Origin of the sequence: Kingella oralis, assembly GCF_014054985.1 — a bacterium.
GTDB lineage: Bacteria > Pseudomonadota > Gammaproteobacteria > Burkholderiales > Neisseriaceae > Kingella_B > Kingella_B oralis.
Genome location: NZ_CP059569.1, coordinates 455,682 through 471,893, shown reverse-complemented (window position 1 = coordinate 471,893; position 16,212 = coordinate 455,682). Strand labels below are relative to the sequence as shown.

Here is a 16,212-nt window from a genome sequence, read left to right as displayed (position 1 = left end):
AGCCTGAAAACGTCAACGGCAGCCTGAAAACGTCAACGGCAGCCTGAAAACGTCAACGGCAGCCTGAAAACGTCAACGGCAGCCTGAAAACGTCAACGGCAGCCTGAAAACATCAACGGCAGCCTGAAAACATCAACGGCAGCCTGAAAAACTATTTTCAGGCTGCCTCTGTCGTATGCGCCAAATTATTCCACCGTTACCGATTTCGCCAGATTGCGCGGTTTGTCCACATCCGTGCCGCGTGCCAGCGCGGTGTGATACGCCAAAAGCTGCACGGGAACGGTGTGTACAATCGGCGACAACACGCCCACATGGCGCGGCGCACGAATAATGTGTACGTGCTCCGCCGGCTCAAAATCGCTGTCCAAATCGGTGAACACAAACAATTCGCCGCCACGCGCGCGCACTTCCTGCATATTGGCTTTCACCTTATCCAGCAAGCCGTCTTTGGGCGCAACCACCACCACAGGCATATTTTCGTCCACCAGAGCGAGTGGCCCGTGTTTCAACTCGCCTGCGGGGTAGGCTTCGGCGTGGATGTAGGTGATTTCTTTCAGCTTCAACGCACCTTCTAGCGCGATGGGGTAATGAATGCCACGCCCCAAAAATAACGCGCTGGTTTTCTTGGCAAATTTTTCCGACCACGCGGTGATTTGCGGTTCAAGGTTCAGCGCGTGTTGCACGCTGCCCGGTAAGGCGCGCAGTTCATCCAAATAAGCCTGCGCCTGCCCCTCGTTTACCCTGCCGCGCATTTTGCCCAGCGTAACCGCCAAGCCAAACAGCGCAACCAGTTGCGTGGTAAACGCTTTGGTGGATGCCACGCCAATTTCTGCCCCCGCGCGGGTGTAAAACACCAATTCGCTGGCGCGAGGCAGTGCCGATTCCATCACATTGCAAATGGACAAGCTGTGTTGATGCCCCAGCGATTGCGCGTATTTCAGGGCTTCCATCGTGTCCAGCGTTTCGCCCGATTGCGAGATGGTAATCACCAGTTGCTTGGGGTTGGCAATCACATCGCGGTAGCGGTATTCGCTGGCAATTTCCACATCGGTGGGGATTTTGGCGATGCTTTCCAGCCAATATTTGCTGGTGGCGGCGGCGTAAAACGATGTGCCGCACGCCAGTATTTTGATGCTGTCAATGTCTTGAAACACTTGCTCGGCGGTTGCGCCGAAATTGCTAGGGATAAAGCCGCTTTCAAGGAACACTTCGGCGGTGTCGGCAACGGCACGGGGCTGCTCGTGGATTTCTTTTTGCATGAAGTGGCTATAAGGCCCCAGCTCCAACGATGCCAGCGACAGCTCGGACGTTTTCACCGCGCGTTGGGCGGCTTTGCCTGTTTTGTCCACCAGCTTTTCAATGCCGTTTTCGCTCAGCAGGGCAACGTCGCCGTCTTCCAAATAGCTGATTTTGCGCGTGAACGAAATCACGGCGGAAACATCGGAGGCGATAAAGGTTTCGCGCTCGCCCAAGGCAACCAGCAGCGGGCAGCCCATGCGGGCGACCACCATGTTTTGCGCGTTGTCTTGCGCGATAACGGCGATGGCATACGCGCCGTGGAAGTTTTGGCAGGCAGCCTGAACGGCGGCAAACAAATCGCGCCCGTTGCGTTGGTATTCGTGGTTGACGGCGTGGGCGATGACTTCGGTGTCGGTTTGCGATTCAAACGCATAGCCCAAGCCTTGCAGGCGGCTGCGCTCGGCTTCAAAGTTTTCAATGATGCCGTTGTGCACCACGGCGATTGTGCCGCCCGAAATATGCGGATGGGCGTTGGGCTCGGTTACGCCGCCGTGGGTTGCCCAGCGGGTGTGCCCGATGCCGATGTTGCCGAACAAGCCTTTTTCTTGGGCGGCTTGCTCCATCAGGGCAACGCGCCCTACGCGGCGCACGCGTTTGATTTTGCCTTCACTGAGCACGGCGATGCCTGATGAGTCATAGCCGCGGTATTCAAGGCGTTTTAAGCCGTCGGTTAGAAAATCGACCACATTGTTTTGGGCGCGGATGGCGCCAACGATACCGCACATAGTTGTTCCTTAGTATCTTGTTTACAAAAATTCAGGCTGCCCGACTTTCAGGCTGCCTGAAACCAATCAGCGGCGGATTATACGCATGATGGTTTATCCGCGCGATAAGGTTTTCAGGCTGCCTCAATGTAGTTCGCAGGCAGCCTGAAAACGAGTTAGCTGTTGCAGGTTTTACAAAAATTTCAGGCTGCCTTGATATGGTTTCCCAAGGCAGCCTGAAAACGGATTCACCGCATCACAACGCCAGCGCGGCAAAACAGTAAACGGTAATCCCCGCAATCAACACATAAGCCGCGGCATAAGGCATGGCGGAGCGCAAAAACGCGCCTTCTTGCCCTTGCTGCTCGCACGCCGCAGCGGCGATGGCAATGCTTTGCGGCGAAATGATTTTGCCGCCTGTTGCGCCAGCGGTGTTTGCCGCCGCCAGCCATGCTTTGTTTACGCCAATTTTGTCGGCAACCGCCGCTTGCAGCTTGCCAAACAAGATGTTAGACGAAGTATCGCTACCTGTGGCAAACGTGCCGATTGCCCCCACCAAAGGCGCAAACAGCGGATAAAAATTGCCCGTGGCGTTTACCAAGCCGTCGGCAATCACCACAATCATGCTGCTGTGGCTCATAATCGCGCTCATGGCAACCAAGCTGATGATGGTGATGCCCGATGCTTTCATTTTTTTCAGCGTTGCGCCCAAAATTTGGAACTGTTTGCCCGCCGACACGCCTTGCACCAAGCCGCCGATAAACGCGCCGAGGAACAGCATCAAGCCCGCGTTAGACAGCCAGCCGAAGTTAAACGTTTTGCCTTCGGCGTAAATCGGCAAATGAATTTTGCTCACCAAAGTCGTTTTCAAAAACGTGCTAATCGGGCCAGACAGCGGGCTTGCCAACAAAATAAATACCAAAATAAAGCCGTACACCGCCCACGCTTTGCCCATTTGCCCAAGGGTAAGCGGTTTGGCATCGGGGTCTTTTTTCTCGGTCATTTTGGCGTATAACACGATGAACACGATGCAGGAAATGCTGCCCAAAATGGCCGGCGTTTCCGCGCCGATAAAATACGCCGCGCAAAATTGCACCGCCAGCGACAAGCCGCCCACCACCGCTGCCAGCATGATATTGGGCACGATGTATTTTTTAGACGTATCGGTGAGCAGCAAAATCACAAATGGCACCAAAAACATCAGCGCAAACAATTGAAAAATCACATTACCCGCCAAGGCTTGCGTTTGCTGCGCGGTAACTTCCGAGCCAAACACCTCTTTTGCCAAGGTAATCACCGGCACGCCCACCGCGCCAAAGCCCGTTGCCACGCTGTTGCCAATCAACGAAACCAGCGCCGAAAAGCGTGGTGAAAAGCCCAAGCCGATTAAAATAGCCGCAGGAATCGCCACCGCTGTGCCAAAGCCCGCCATACCTTCCAGCAAGCCACCAAAGCCCCACACAATCAGCAACACCTGAATGCGCTTATCGCTGGAAATATTGGTAAACTGTTGTTTAATCACTTCAATTTGCTTGCTTTCCAGCAAAATATTGTAGCTGAACAACGCCATCAAAATAATGATTAAAATGGGGAACACGGCTTTTAAAATGCCTTCCACAAACGCCCAGCCCACATAGCTTGCGCCGTAGCCTTGCGGCGGGGTGAAGCCGCTCACGTTTGGCACGGCAAAAATCGCAATCAGCACGGCAGACAAAACCGCCAGCACCGCGCTTTTGTCGCCCGGCAGCTTCACGCCTATCATCAAAACAATCAGTAATAAAATGGGGAAAATGGAGAGAAAAATGCTCATGGTTGTGTTTTCCTGAACTTTTGTTATCGTTATCTGCCTTATTTGAGGCAGCCTTGCCCCTTTGTCCAAATCTTTGATTTGGGTATAAAGGGGTATACCGCAGCGCAACGCGCAAGGTTGAAAATGATTAAGCCCACGTTTTGCAGCCACGCGGGCAAACTCCGCTGCGAAGTAGGCGCGTATTGTGTGTAATTACATGTAGTTTGTCAATTCATTTTGAAAAGTTTTGTTAAAATTGACTACCAAGCCAAAACTCAATTACAACACAACCATTCGCGCCACACAGCGCAGATTACCGCCTTATCCGCCCTATCGTTTCGCCCGCCCTATTCTGTTTACCCATTTCGTTTTAACAAAACATAACGAACGCAGTTTCATTAAATTACAACATTTCATTACAAAGGCAGCCTGAAAATGCCCACCGCCGATTTAAATGCCGATTTAGATTGCATCACCCGCCTGCTAGACCACCTTTGGCTGCAAGAGCGCCTATCGCAAAACACGCTGGATGCCTACCGCCGCGATTTGACCAAAATCGCCACGCGGCTGGCAAACGAACACAGCAGTCTGAAAACCACCGATGCCGTGCAACTGGCGGCCGCGATTTACGTTGCCCAAGAGCAGCCGCGCTCGCAAGCCCGCGCCCTATCCGCCTGCAAACGGCTCTACGCATGGCTGGAAGAAACCGGGCAGCGCAGCGACAACCCCTGCCGCGATTTGCGCACCGCCAAGCAAGCGCGCACCCTGCCGCCCATCATCACCGAGCAACACATCACCGACCTGCTCAACGCGCCCGACACCGAAACGCCGCACGGCCTGCGCGACAAAGCCCTGCTGGAACTCATCTACGCCACAGGTTTGCGCGTGAGCGAAGCGGTGGGGCTGCAATTAAACGAAATCAACCTGCAAAGCGGCATGGTGAACACCATCGGCAAGGGCGACAAACAGCGCATCGTGCCGATGGGCGAAGAAGCGGTTTACTGGCTGGAACACTATCTGCAACACGCCCGCCCCGCGTTGTTGAAAAACGCCCGCTGCGAAGCCGTATTCGTGTCACAAAAGAAAACGGGCATCAGCCGCCAACTGGCCTGGATGGCGGTTTCGCGCTACGCCGAGCAAGCAGGCATGCCGCATATTTCGCCGCACGATTTGCGCCACGCCTTTGCCACGCATTTGGTGAACCACGGCGCCGATTTGCGCGTGGTGCAAACACTGCTGGGGCACGCCGACATCGCCACCACGCAAATCTACACCCACGTTGCCAACGAACGCTTGAAGCAAGTGGTGGACAAATTTCATCCGCGCGCCAAAGGATAGGCAGCCTGAAAACGGGGTAGTGTGTTTTCAGGCTGCCTATTTACGTCTATGTTTTATAAGCGCGTTATACTTGACTAAATCACTCAGAAATAGCACAATCTCGCCCCACCAAGCCACAAGGAACACCCCATGAGATTAACCACCAAAGGACGTTTCGCCGTAACCGCCATGGTTGATTTGGCGATGAACGCGCAAAACAACGCCGTCAAACTCAACGCCATCAGCGAACGCCAAAAAATCTCACTTTCCTATTTGGAACAACTGTTCAGCAAGCTGCGGCGCGCAGGATTAGTGGAAAGCGTGCGCGGGCCGGGCGGCGGCTATGTGCTGGGCAAACCCGCCGGCCAAATCAACATCGCCCAAATCATCACCGCCGCCGAAGATAGGCTAGATGCCACCCAATGCAGCGGCAAAGCCGATTGCCACGGCGGCGCGCCCTGCATCACCCACAACCTATGGGAAAGCCTGAACCACACCATCCACAACCATTTAAGCAGCGTAACCCTCGCCCACCTCATCGCCCAAGACCAAACGCCCAAAGAACACGTGGTAACGCTCACCCATATCCACGTTTGAGGCAGCCTGAAAAGCGCAAAACCAACGCATCAGCCCCAAAGGCAGCCTGAAACGGCAACGCAACCAAACCAACAATCCCTTTTCACAACACAACCATAAGGAAACACATCATGACCACGCCCCAACGCCCCATCTACCTAGACTACGCCGCCACCACCCCGCTGGATCCGCGCGTGCTGGAAAAAATGCTGCCCTATCTCACCGATAAATTCGGCAACCCCGCATCCAGCAGCCACGCCTACGGCTGGGAAGCCGAAGAAGCGGTGGAAGAAGCCCGCGCCCACATCGCCGCGCTCATCAACGCCGACCCCAAAGAAATCATCTTCACCAGCGGCGCAACCGAATCCGACAACCTCGCCATCAAAGGCGCGGCCCAGTTCTACAAAACCAAAGGCAAGCACCTGATTACCGTTAAAACCGAACACAAAGCCGTGTTGGACACCATGCGCGAAATGGAACGCCAAGGCTTTGAAGTAACCTATCTGGGCGTAAAAGAAAACGGCCTGATTGATTTGGACGAACTCAAAGCCGCCATCCGCCCCGACACCATTCTGGTTTCCGTGATGTGGGTGAACAACGAAATCGGCGTGATTCAAGACATCCCCACCATCGGCAAAATCTGCCGTGAACACAAAATCGTGTTCCATGTGGATGCCGCCCAAGCCTGCGGCAAAACGCCCGTGGACGTAGAAGCAGGCAATATTGACCTGCTTTCCATGTCTGCCCACAAAATCTACGGTCCCAAAGGCATCGGCGCATTGTATGTGCGCCGCAAACCCCGCGTGCGCCTAGAAGCGCAAATGCACGGTGGCGGGCACGAGCGCGGCTTTCGCAGCGGCACCTTGCCCACCCACCAAATCGTTGGCATGGGCGAAGCCTTCCGCATCGCCAAACAAGATTTAGACAAAGACATCGCCCACGCGCTCAAACTGCGCCAAATTTTCTTGGACGGCATCGCGGGCATCGAAGAAGTGTATATCAACGGCGATTTGGAACACCGCGTCGCCACCAATTTGAACGTGAGCTTCAACTTTGTGGAAGGCGAAAGCCTGATTATGGCGGTGAAAGAAATCGCCGTATCCAGCGGCTCGGCTTGCACGTCCGCCAGCCTAGAACCCAGCTACGTTTTGCGCGCGTTGGGGCGCAACGACGAACTCGCCCATTCATCGCTACGCATCACATTCGGGCGCATGACCAGCGAAGAAGACATGAAATTTGCTGCCGAATTGATTAAATCCAAAATCGGCAAACTGCGCGAATTATCGCCGCTATGGGAGATGTTTAAAGAAGGGGTGGATTTGAACACGGTGGAATGGGCGGCACATTGATTCCGTAAGTTTCAGGCAGCCTGAAAACAAGCGAAGCGCATTTGACCGCAGCCAAAAGCAAAAACTTTATTCAACAACAAACCAAACAAGGAAACCAAAACCATGGCATACAGCAACAAAGTCATTGACCATTACGAAAACCCCCGCAACGTGGGCACATTCAACAAAGACGACAGCGATGTCGGCACCGGCATGGTGGGCGCGCCCGCCTGCGGCGACGTGATGCGCCTGCAAATCAAGGTAAACGATGCGGGTATCATTGAAGACGCCAAATTCAAAACCTACGGCTGCGGCTCGGCAATCGCCTCTTCCAGCCTGATTACCGAATGGGTGAAAGGCAAAAGTCTGGACGATGCGCTGGCGATTAAAAACAGCGAAATTGCCGAAGAATTGGAACTGCCGCCCGTGAAAATCCACTGCTCCATTTTGGCGGAAGACGCGGTGAAAGCGGCGGTGGCGGATTACCGCAAAAAGCAAGGCGCATGAGGTTTTCAGGCAGCCTGAAAGCTGAATTTTCGCGTTTCAGGCTGCCTTTTATCAGCCAAATTAAAGGATAAAACATGATTACCATCACCGAAAATGCGGTTAAACAAATCCGCAAATTTCTTACCAATCGTGGCAAAGGCGAGGGCATTCGCATCGGCGTGAAAACCAGCGGCTGCTCGGGCATGGCATACACGCTTGAATTTGTGGATGAAATCCAGCCCGAAGACCAAGTGTTTGAGCAAGACGGCGTGAAAGTGTTTATTGACCCCAAAAGCATGGTTTACTTGGACGGCACGCAAGTGGACTTTGCCAAAGAGGGCTTGCAAGAGGGGTTTAAGTTTGAAAACCCCAACGCCAAAGAAAGCTGCGGCTGCGGGGAAAGTTTCCACGTTTAAACGCAACGCGCTTTAAACATAATAAAGGCAGCCTGAAAACGCACTTAACGTTTTCAGGCTGCCTTTGTCATGCCTGCCGGTTACGCTTCTTTGCTCTCCGCCGCTTTCACGCGCAGGCGCAGGCTGAGTTCGCGCAACTGTTTCTCGTCCACGCTGTTGGGCGCGTCCACCAGCAAGTCTTGGGCACGTTGCGTTTTGGGGAAGGCAATCACATCGCGGATAGACTCTGCGCCCGCCATCAGCGTTACCAAGCGGTCTAAGCCAAATGCCAAACCGCCGTGTGGTGGCGCGCCGAATTTCAAATTATCCAGCAGGAAGCCAAATTTGTTTTGCTGCTCTTCGGGGGTGATTTTCAGCGCAGCGAACACTTTTTCCTGCACTTCGGCGCGGTGGATACGGATGGAGCCTCCGCCGATTTCCCAGCCGTTGAGCACCATGTCGTAGGCGCGGGCTAGGCAGTTTTCAGGCTGCGTTTCCATCAAATCTTCATGCCCCGCTTTGGGCGATGTGAACGGGTGGTGCATCGCGGTGTAGCGGTTTTCCTCTTCGTCGTATTCGAACATGGGAAAATCGACTACCCACAGCGGTTTCCATTCATCGACAAAATAGCCGTCGGCCGCGCCGTGTTCGTGTCCAACTTTAATCCGCAGTGCGCCAATCGCTTCGTTTACCACTTTGGCTTTGTCTGCGCCGAAGAAAATCAAATCGCCATTTTGCGCGCCTGTGCGCTCAATAATGGTTTTCAGGCAGCCTTCGGATAGGAATTTCACAATCGGCGATTGCAAGCCGCTGTCTTCGCCATTGCTCAAATTGTTCACATCGTTCACTTTGATGTACGCCAAGCCTTTTGCGCCGTAAATGCCGACAAATTTGGTGTATTCGTCAATGTCTTTGCGGCTCAATTTCGCGCCATTGGGCACGCGCAAGGCAACCACGCGACCGTTGGGCATATCGGCAGCGGCGCGGAATACTTTGAACTCTTCCGTTTTCATCACGTCTGTTAGCTCGGTGAATGCCAGCGACACGCGCATATCGGGCTTGTCTGAGCCGTATTTAAACATTGCTTCGCTGTACAGCATACGCGGGAAATCGCCCAAATCCACGTTCATGGTGTCGTGGAAAATTTGTTTCACCATGCCCTCGGTGATGTCCATGATTTCGTTTTCGTTGAGGAACGAGGTTTCCAAGTCAATTTGGGTAAATTCAGGCTGCCTATCGGCGCGTAAATCCTCATCGCGGAAGCATTTGGTGATTTGGTAATAGCGGTCAAAACCCGCCACCATCAGCAGTTGCTTGAACAGCTGGGGCGATTGCGGCAGCGCGAAAAATTCGCCCGCATGCACACGGCTGGGCACAAGGTAATCGCGCGCGCCTTCGGGGGTGGAGCGTGTGAGCATGGGCGTTTCAATGTCAATAAAGCCTTGCGCGTCCAAGTAACGGCGCACGCCCATTGCCACTTGGTAGCGCAGGCGCAAATTGCGCTGCATCACGGGGCGGCGCAGGTCAATCACGCGGTTTTGCAGGCGCACGGTTTCGCTGATGTTTTCATCGTCAATCATAAAGGGGGGCGTGGCGGCGGGGTTCAAAATCTCAATTTCTTTGGCGAGAATTTCAATTTTGCCTGACACCATTTTGTCGTTGGTGGTGCCTTCGGGGCGGTTGCGCACGCGCCCTGTGATGCTCAATACAAATTCGTTGCGCGCGGTATCGGCCAGCGCAAAGGCTTCGGGCGTGTCGGGGTCTATCACCACTTGCACGATGCCTTCGCGGTCGCGCAGGTCAATAAAAATAACCCCACCGTGGTCGCGGCGGCGGTGTACCCAGCCTTTTACGGTTACGGTTTGGTCTAGATAGGCTTCGTTGATTAAGCCGCAGTAGTTGGTACGCATGGTTTTCTTTCTAAATTAAGATAGATTGTTTGAATAAAACGGTTGCGCGTTTGCTTGAAACGAAAACGCGGATTTTAATGCTTTACTGTGTTTTCAGGTAGTCTATGCGACTATTTAATGGGTTTATTTGCATCATCAGGCATTTCGTCCCAAAAATCGCTGTCTAATTTTTTAATGGTAAAGGTTTGCTCGGTTTGCATACCAACATCATAGCGGTAGATATATTCAGCTAATTGCAAGCCGTCAATTAAGACCACTCGGGTAGATGAAAGATTTTGTGCATAATGAATGGCTTCGGCAGAATATCGTGCCGTAGTAATGAAAACACCTTTATCGGCGTGTTGTCCTTGTAATGCGCCAACAAATGCTTGAATGTAAGGGCGACCAATGGTGTCATCGGTTTGATAACGTTTGGCTTGAATAAAAATTCTGCCTAGCCCTAATACATCTTCGCGGATTTCGCCATCTATGCCACCATCGTGGCTTGGGCGCGTTACTTGGGCGGATTTTTCTAGCCTGCCGCCGTAGCCCATTTTTTGCAATAAATCAATGACTAGCTTTTCAAAAGCCTGCGATGTTTTGCTTAAAATGGTATCTAAAATTTCGCGGTAAACTTCTTGGCGAATGGCATGGAATGAGGCTTCAAGTTGTTCTTTGGGAGTAATGTTTACTTCTTCTGCGCCAACGGTTATTTCTTGGTTATCTAATTTTTGCGTTTGTTCGCGCTCTGCCATTTTTTGTTTGATGTAGGCAGTAATTTCCGCTTCACTTTTTGACACATATCTTTTGCCTAAATCGGTAATCGTGTAATGACCGCGTTTGGGGCGTGTGAGTAATCCGCTTAACGCGAGATAGCTCAATGCCCAAGAGATGCGGTCAGCCAATATCGCGCCGTTGCCTGATTCGTATTCTTGTGCGATGTCTTCGACACTCAAATTAAAATGTGCTGCAATCGGTTCAACTAATTGGGCTTTGCGCCATATTCCACCATTGGCTAAATGTTTGAGAATATATAAACGGAGATTTTCAAAAGATGGGACAGTCATATTGGGGAATGGATAGATTGAGCTTTATCAAATTCATTCTTTTAGGCAGCCTGAAAACGCTTAGGCAGCCTGAAATGGCTTATTCTGCTTTGCCAAATACTTGCGTCAAATGCTGCGCGTAATCGGCGAAATAGCGTTCAGGCTGCGGGTTTTTGATGACATCGTTGCAGATAAAGGTAGGCAGCGGGCGCATGCCTAAAAATTCGTTGGCTTTGTGAAAATGCAAATACACGCCGTCCACGCCTGCGCCGTCAAAAAAATCGCCCGCGCGGGTAAAGGCTTCAATGGGGGCGTTCCATGTGAGCGAGAGCATATGGTGTTTGCCGTGCAACAAGCCGCCTGTGCCGTAGCCTTCGGTGGGCGTGGCGCTGTGTCGCCCATCGCTGGCAAATAATTTGCCTGCACCTGCGGAAAATACTTTGTCCATGTATTCTTTAACTGTCCACGGCTCGCCCATCCACCAACCTGGCATTTGCCAAATGACGGCATCTGCCCATAGGATTTTTTCTACTTCTGCTTGGATATCGTAGCCGTTTTCTATCACGGTTTCTTGGGTGCGATGCCCAAGCGCGGTGAGTGTTTCTTGTGCGATTGTGTGTAGGCTGTGATTGAGTTTGCCTTGTGAATGTCCGAATGCTTTGCCGCCGTTGATGAGGAGGAGGTTCATGGGTGTCCTTAGTTTGATTTCAGGCTGCCTGAAATGGGTTATTTATCAGTATGATGCATTGGCATAATTTAGTGTGAAGTTACCCAATTTTCAAACCTTAGCCCCGCAACCCGCTCAAATTCACGTAAATTATTGCTCACTAAAACCAACCCTTCGCTGCGGGCATGAGCGGCGATGTGCATATTATTTTCGCCAATTAGTTGCCCTTGTTTTTGTAGTTCATAACGAATATTGCCAAAATGAGTGGCAGCTTTTATGCCATATGACAAAACTTGCAAGCGCGACATAAAATCTTCCGCACGTTGTAGATTGCGTTCAGGAAAGCTGCTTTTTTCTGCGCCATAATACAATTCTGCGGCAGTAATACTACTGATACAAAGATGCGCAGCATGGCGGTTAAATGTATCCAATACCTCAATCGGATTTTGTTTCATCACATAAATCACGATATTGGTATCAAGCATATATTTCAACATGGTTATAAACCATCTCGTTCAGGCTGCACTGCCGTTTCGCGCTCTGCCATAAAATCTGCGCTGGCGGTGTTGCCGCTTAAAAAGAAGCTGTCCCACACTTGATTAGCGGGGCTGATAATGCGCTCGTTGCCGACTACGCGCACATTGACATGAGTAACGTGTTCATCAAATCGGGCGGAATAAGGCAAATGAATGGTTTGCGGATTGTCTAATGGAATTTGTCCTTTAATCTCGTTTATAGACAGCCTGAAAACGCTTAATCATCGTGATGTTCCCACCACCATAAAACCAGCCCAATCGCAGCCAAGGCGGTTATCAATAATAGGGAGTTGATGCTATATAGGCTGGGGTTGGGCGGGGCGTAGCTGCTCATGATTCTTTCGCTTCTGCTTTTTCAGGCTGCGCTATCACGTGCGGGTCGTTGGGCATCACCATGCCGAGGGAAATAACGTATTTTAGGGCTTCGTCCACGCTCATGTTGAATTGGCGGATGTCGCTGCGCCGCACCATGATGTAGTAGCCGCCTGTGGGGTTGGGCGTGGTGGGGACGTACACGGAAACGTAGTCGGTTGGTTCGGGCAGGGCTTGGGCTACGGCTTGCGGCACTTCGCCCGACACAAACGCAATCGTCCAAATATTGGGCTGGGGAAAGGGTATCAGCACAGGGGTTTGGAACGAGCGGGCGTTGTCGGACAGCAGGCTTTCGGATACTTTTTTGACGCTGGAATAAATGGATTTGACCACGGGGATGCGTCCGAGCAGGCTGTCCCATGCTTCCAGGAATTTGCGCCCGAGCATATTGGCGGCGAGGATGCCTGTAATCAGCAAGACGATGATGGCGATGATGAAGCCTTGCCCTGGAATGTTAAAGCCGATGTAGTTTTCAGGCTGCCATTTTTGTGGGACAAGGTTGGCGAGCCAGTCAGTGGCGTTGATGATGTAGCCGATGAGCCAGATGGTTACGGCGATGGGCAGCCATACGAGTAGCCCTGCGATAAGGTATTTTTTGAGGTACTTGCCGATGCTCATGGTGCGCTTGTTGTGCGGGGGGATGAAGTGCGAAGGGCTGGATTATACGCGTTTTGCGGGTGGTTTGGTGGGCGATGTTGAGGCAGCCTGAAAGCGGGTTGGGCAATTTCAGGCTGCCTTGGAGTGGGTATTAAAGCGCGTCCCAGCCGTTGAACATCAGCCCTACGCCGATGCCTTTTTGTTTGTGGTTGTAGTCAATCAGGCTTTCGCCATAGCCGTAGAAGCCTTGCACATAGCCTTTCAGGTTGCCTTTGAGCGGGAAGGTGTAGTTGAGCTGCACCGCGCCTTTGTTGTGTTTGGGGTTGTAGCGCAGGGTGCCGGACAGGGCGTGTTTGTTGTCAAACTGGTAGGCGAGGCGCAAATCGCCGTAGCCCATGTAGCGCATGATGTCGGGGTTGTCGTCTTTATCGGCGCCGGGGTCTAGCCGCGCCCAGATGCGGGGAATGACCGACAGCTTGCCCCATTCCATGCCCGCCATGGCGTAGATGCGGTTCCATGAGCGCGACAGGGGCTGGCTTTGCCCGTTGGATTGGTGGATGTAGCCCACGCCGAGCATCCGCAGTTTGCCGCCGAAGGGGAGGTTGGCTTTGACGGGCTGGGTGATAAACAGCTCGGGGGCGTAGTCACTGTTGCGGAAGGGGGCGGATTTTTTGCCGCGGTTATAAACTTGCCAGTTGGATTGCTGGGTGTAGCCTGCCCAAAGGTCGGCATGGGTGCCGAACAGGTCTTCGGCGATTTTGGTTTTCAGGGAGATTTGCATCTTGGTTTCAATGCGTTTTTGCTGGGTGTGAACCGCATCGATGGCTACGCCGCGCGTGGGGGTGCTGGGGGTGTAGTTGGGCGAGCTGCGGTACCATGCGGGCATGATGTACATGGGTTCGTGTTCGCGGATGCTGAATACGCCGTTTTCGTTGTTTTTGTCGAGGTCGTATTGTTGCGACAGGGGGGAATAGATTTCGCCGGCGCTGGGTTCGGCAAAGACGATTTGCGGGCTTTGCGCGGCTTTGCTGGCGGCGTGGCTTTGGGCGATGTCTATGCTTTTGGGTTCGGCTTGGTTGGGGGCGGTGTAGGCGCGGTCGTAGCAGGCGAGACGGGTGGCGGGGTCGCTGATGGCAACGCAGGATTGGGCATCGCTGACGGGGATGGCGGGGCTGTTGGCGGGGGCGTTGGTGGGCAGCAGGGGGATTTCGTTTTGCGTTTCGGCTTGGGCAAGCGGGGCGAGGCTGATTATGGTGAGCAGGAGTGCTTTTTTCATTTGTTTACTGGGCATTAGGTTGTTTGAAACGGGGCGCATTTTAACTGATTTTGGATGGTCGGGCAGCCTGAAAATGGCGGATGGGGTGTTTTAGCTTCGCTCGTTTTCAGGCTGCCTTTATGCATGACAACAAGGGCAGCCTGAAAATCATTTGTGGCGGATTTCCCAGCATTGGTGGATTTTCTTGTTGCGGAAATCTTCGGGGATGGATTGGCGGGTGATGTTTTGGATGCGGTATTGCGCTTCAAGCTGGGGGTTGAGTTCAAAGCTGCGCAGGTTGTTGGAAAAATAGAGCGTGCCGCCTGCTGCTAGCAGTGCCATCGCGCCGTTAATCAGGGTGGTTTGGTCGCGCTGGATGTCTAGGATGTCTTGCATTTTTTTGCTGTTGGAAAAACTGGGCGGGTCTAAAACGATGAGGTCAAATTGTTTGCGCTGTTGGGCGGCTTGTTGCAGGTAGGGGAACACGTCGGCGCGGATGATTTGATGGAGGGTTAAATCTATGTTGTTAAGCGCGAAATTGCGCTCTGCCCATTCTAGGTAGGTGTTGGATAAATCAACGGTTTCGCTGCTGATGGCGCCGCCTGTGGCTGCGTAAACGGTGAAGCTGCCAGTGTAGGAAAATAGGTTGAGAAAGCGTTTGCCTGCGGCGATGCTGCCGACTTTTTGGCGGGTGTTGCGGTGGTCTAGAAATAGCCCTGTGTCTAGGTATTTGTCTAGGTTTACCCAAAATTGGCGGCCGTTTTCTTGGATGATGAAGTCTTCGCCTGTTTTGCCTGTTTTTTGGTATTGAGCGCTGCCTTTTTGGCGGGCGCGTTGTTTGAGATGGATGTTTTGCTGGGGGAAGCCTGTGATGTGTTCTATGGCTTCTAGGATTTCCAGCAGCCATGCTTTGCGCTCGGCGGGGCTTTGCTGCCAGCCTGTGTCGTATTCTTGCAGGTGGATGTGGTCGCGGTAAACATCGATGGCGAAGGGGTATTGCGGGATATCGCGGTCGTAGATGCGCCATGCTTCTAGGTTGTGGCGGCGCGCCCATTTGAGTTGGTGTTTGAGGGTTTTGCCGATGCGGTTGATAAGGTCGTTGATTTGGGTCATGGTGGGGATGGGGTAAATGGATTTTCAGGCTGCCTTGGGGGGCGGCAAGGGTTGGGCTGGGGCGTGGTACGCGGCAAGACGCGTGTTCTGGCGGATGATTGGCTGCGTGTGTTTTTGGGCTGAACCTTTTACAAATCCCAAGATGTCGTCATTCCTACGCGGGAATGACGGCATTTCTTGTTTTTCAGGCTGCCTCATGGGTTTTACAAAGGTTTCAGGCTGTCTATTCTTCGCTGATGTATTGCGCGGGAACGTGGTCGGTGAGCCAGACTTGGTTGTCGCTTAAATAAAAGGCGTGCCCTGCGGCGTGCATGGCGGCGGCGTTGATACGCAGCACGATGGGTTTGCCGTGCCGTTGTCCGACTTTTTGCGCGGTGGGGATGTCGGCGGAGAGGTGCACATGGTGGCGGCTGCCTGCGATTAGCCCTTGGCTGCGGATGCTGTCTAGAAAGCGGGTGGCGGTGCCGTGGTACAGCGTGTTGGGCGGGGCAACGGGGTTGTGGGCGATGGCGACTTGGGCGGTGCTATGCCCTTGCGCGGCGCGGATTTGGCTGCCGTCTGCGGAGAGCGTAAAGCGTTTTTTGGGGTTGGTGGCGACGATTTCCAGCAGTTGCGCGCGGCTGATGGGGCGGTTGTGTTGCGCTGCTTGGGCAAGCAGGGTGTCGATGTTTGCCCAGCCTTGGCTGTCTAGCGTGATGCCGATGCTTTCGGGGTGGTGGCGCAGGATGTAGCTGAGGAATTTGCTGGTTGGGGCGTGGGGGTCGGTCATGGTTTTCAGGCTGCCTTTGGATTGCGATTGGACGGATAAGGCAGCCTGAAAATGGGGTAAACGGGGTTTCTAGC

16 protein-coding genes are annotated in these 16,212 nt (G+C 53.1%); 5 read left to right on the top strand and 11 right to left on the bottom strand.

Annotation, left to right across the window (positions count from 1 at the left end):
• Positions 1–185 precede the first annotated feature (185 nt).
• Positions 186–2,024 (bottom strand): glutamine--fructose-6-phosphate transaminase (isomerizing), encoded by a 1,839-nt coding sequence (gene glmS, locus H3L93_RS02510; protein WP_003797341.1) that lies wholly within the window; start codon positions 2,022–2,024, stop codon positions 186–188.
• A gap of 235 nt (positions 2,025–2,259) precedes the next feature.
• Complete coding sequence (locus H3L93_RS02505) at positions 2,260–3,813, bottom strand: L-lactate permease (protein ID WP_040558761.1); 1,554 nt, start codon at positions 3,811–3,813, stop codon at positions 2,260–2,262.
• A gap of 414 nt (positions 3,814–4,227) precedes the next feature.
• Between H3L93_RS02505 and xerD the strand changes: the two genes are divergently transcribed.
• The 5 genes from xerD to iscA all read left to right on the top strand — a co-directional run bounded on the left by xerD (position 4,228) and on the right by iscA (position 7,915).
• Complete coding sequence (gene xerD / locus H3L93_RS02500; RefSeq protein WP_003797346.1) at positions 4,228–5,130, top strand: site-specific tyrosine recombinase XerD; 903 nt, start codon at positions 4,228–4,230, stop codon at positions 5,128–5,130.
• A gap of 129 nt (positions 5,131–5,259) precedes the next feature.
• On the top strand, positions 5,260–5,706 hold the full coding sequence (locus H3L93_RS02495) for a Fe-S cluster assembly transcription factor (RefSeq protein ID WP_003797347.1): 447 nt from the start codon (positions 5,260–5,262) through the stop codon (positions 5,704–5,706).
• A 110-nt stretch (positions 5,707–5,816) separates the two neighbouring features.
• Positions 5,817–7,034, top strand: coding sequence for an IscS subfamily cysteine desulfurase (locus H3L93_RS02490; RefSeq protein ID WP_003797349.1), 1,218 nt, complete (start codon positions 5,817–5,819; stop codon positions 7,032–7,034).
• A gap of 102 nt (positions 7,035–7,136) precedes the next feature.
• Positions 7,137–7,520 carry a Fe-S cluster assembly scaffold IscU gene (iscU, locus tag H3L93_RS02485; RefSeq protein WP_003797351.1) on the top strand — a complete coding sequence of 128 codons (384 nt, stop codon included), beginning with the start codon at positions 7,137–7,139 and terminating at the stop codon, positions 7,518–7,520.
• Between the two features lie 74 nt (positions 7,521–7,594).
• On the top strand, positions 7,595–7,915 hold the full coding sequence (iscA, locus tag H3L93_RS02480) for an iron-sulfur cluster assembly protein IscA (protein ID WP_003797353.1): 321 nt from the start codon (positions 7,595–7,597) through the stop codon (positions 7,913–7,915).
• An 80-nt stretch (positions 7,916–7,995) separates the two neighbouring features.
• Here iscA and aspS read toward each other — a convergent pair whose 3' ends face one another.
• The 9 genes from aspS to H3L93_RS02435 all read right to left on the bottom strand — a co-directional run bounded on the left by aspS (position 7,996) and on the right by H3L93_RS02435 (position 16,138).
• Positions 7,996–9,804, bottom strand: a complete 1,809-nt coding sequence (gene aspS / locus H3L93_RS02475; RefSeq protein ID WP_003797356.1) for an aspartate--tRNA ligase — start codon at positions 9,802–9,804, stop codon at positions 7,996–7,998.
• A 110-nt stretch (positions 9,805–9,914) separates the two neighbouring features.
• Positions 9,915–10,850: a restriction endonuclease gene (locus H3L93_RS02470; RefSeq protein ID WP_003797357.1), complete on the bottom strand. Its 936-nt coding sequence runs from the start codon at positions 10,848–10,850 to the stop codon at positions 9,915–9,917.
• Positions 10,851–10,929: 79 nt separating this feature from the next.
• Positions 10,930–11,517, bottom strand: coding sequence for an NAD(P)H-dependent oxidoreductase (locus H3L93_RS02465; RefSeq protein ID WP_003797358.1), 588 nt, complete (start codon positions 11,515–11,517; stop codon positions 10,930–10,932).
• A 68-nt stretch (positions 11,518–11,585) separates the two neighbouring features.
• Positions 11,586–11,981 (bottom strand): type II toxin-antitoxin system tRNA(fMet)-specific endonuclease VapC, encoded by a 396-nt coding sequence (gene vapC, locus H3L93_RS02460; protein ID WP_281365026.1) that lies wholly within the window; start codon positions 11,979–11,981, stop codon positions 11,586–11,588.
• A gap of 14 nt (positions 11,982–11,995) precedes the next feature.
• Entirely contained in the window at positions 11,996–12,181 is a 186-nt protein-coding gene (gene vapB, locus H3L93_RS02455; protein ID WP_003797363.1) for a type II toxin-antitoxin system VapB family antitoxin, read from the bottom strand.
• A gap of 181 nt (positions 12,182–12,362) precedes the next feature.
• Positions 12,363–13,022 carry a DUF502 domain-containing protein gene (locus H3L93_RS02450; RefSeq protein ID WP_003797365.1) on the bottom strand — a complete coding sequence of 220 codons (660 nt, stop codon included), beginning with the start codon at positions 13,020–13,022 and terminating at the stop codon, positions 12,363–12,365.
• A 130-nt stretch (positions 13,023–13,152) separates the two neighbouring features.
• Positions 13,153–14,277: a phospholipase A gene (locus H3L93_RS02445; protein WP_155803171.1), complete on the bottom strand. Its 1,125-nt coding sequence runs from the start codon at positions 14,275–14,277 to the stop codon at positions 13,153–13,155.
• A gap of 147 nt (positions 14,278–14,424) precedes the next feature.
• Positions 14,425–15,369, bottom strand: coding sequence for a class I SAM-dependent methyltransferase (locus tag H3L93_RS02440; protein WP_003797368.1), 945 nt, complete (start codon positions 15,367–15,369; stop codon positions 14,425–14,427).
• A 223-nt stretch (positions 15,370–15,592) separates the two neighbouring features.
• The gene (locus H3L93_RS02435) at positions 15,593–16,138 is read right to left on the bottom strand and encodes an RNA 2'-phosphotransferase (RefSeq protein ID WP_003797373.1); all 546 of its coding nucleotides are present in this window, start codon (positions 16,136–16,138) and stop codon (positions 15,593–15,595) included.
• Between the last annotated feature and the right edge of the window lie 74 nt (positions 16,139–16,212).

Excerpts from the sequence above, each read along its gene's own strand:
- aspS (WP_003797356.1), bottom strand. The coding sequence starts at position 9,804 with ATGCGTACCAACTACTGCGGCTTAATCAACGAAGCCTATCTAGACCAA.
- H3L93_RS02470 (WP_003797357.1), bottom strand. The coding sequence starts at position 10,850 with ATGACTGTCCCATCTTTTGAAAATCTCCGTTTATATATTCTCAAACAT.
- H3L93_RS02495 (WP_003797347.1), top strand. The coding sequence starts at position 5,260 with ATGAGATTAACCACCAAAGGACGTTTCGCCGTAACCGCCATGGTTGAT.
- iscU (WP_003797351.1), top strand. The coding sequence starts at position 7,137 with ATGGCATACAGCAACAAAGTCATTGACCATTACGAAAACCCCCGCAAC.
- vapC (WP_281365026.1), bottom strand. The coding sequence starts at position 11,981 with ATGCTTGATACCAATATCGTGATTTATGTGATGAAACAAAATCCGATT.
- H3L93_RS02505 (WP_040558761.1), bottom strand. The coding sequence starts at position 3,813 with ATGAGCATTTTTCTCTCCATTTTCCCCATTTTATTACTGATTGTTTTG.
- H3L93_RS02465 (WP_003797358.1), bottom strand. The coding sequence starts at position 11,517 with ATGAACCTCCTCCTCATCAACGGCGGCAAAGCATTCGGACATTCACAA.
- H3L93_RS02440 (WP_003797368.1), bottom strand. The coding sequence starts at position 15,369 with ATGACCCAAATCAACGACCTTATCAACCGCATCGGCAAAACCCTCAAA.
- H3L93_RS02445 (WP_155803171.1), bottom strand. The coding sequence starts at position 14,277 with ATGAAAAAAGCACTCCTGCTCACCATAATCAGCCTCGCCCCGCTTGCC.
- H3L93_RS02490 (WP_003797349.1), top strand. The coding sequence starts at position 5,817 with ATGACCACGCCCCAACGCCCCATCTACCTAGACTACGCCGCCACCACC.
- glmS (WP_003797341.1), bottom strand. The coding sequence starts at position 2,024 with ATGTGCGGTATCGTTGGCGCCATCCGCGCCCAAAACAATGTGGTCGAT.
- iscA (WP_003797353.1), top strand. The coding sequence starts at position 7,595 with ATGATTACCATCACCGAAAATGCGGTTAAACAAATCCGCAAATTTCTT.
- H3L93_RS02435 (WP_003797373.1), bottom strand. The coding sequence starts at position 16,138 with ATGACCGACCCCCACGCCCCAACCAGCAAATTCCTCAGCTACATCCTG.
- H3L93_RS02450 (WP_003797365.1), bottom strand. The coding sequence starts at position 13,022 with ATGAGCATCGGCAAGTACCTCAAAAAATACCTTATCGCAGGGCTACTC.
- xerD (WP_003797346.1), top strand. The coding sequence starts at position 4,228 with ATGCCCACCGCCGATTTAAATGCCGATTTAGATTGCATCACCCGCCTG.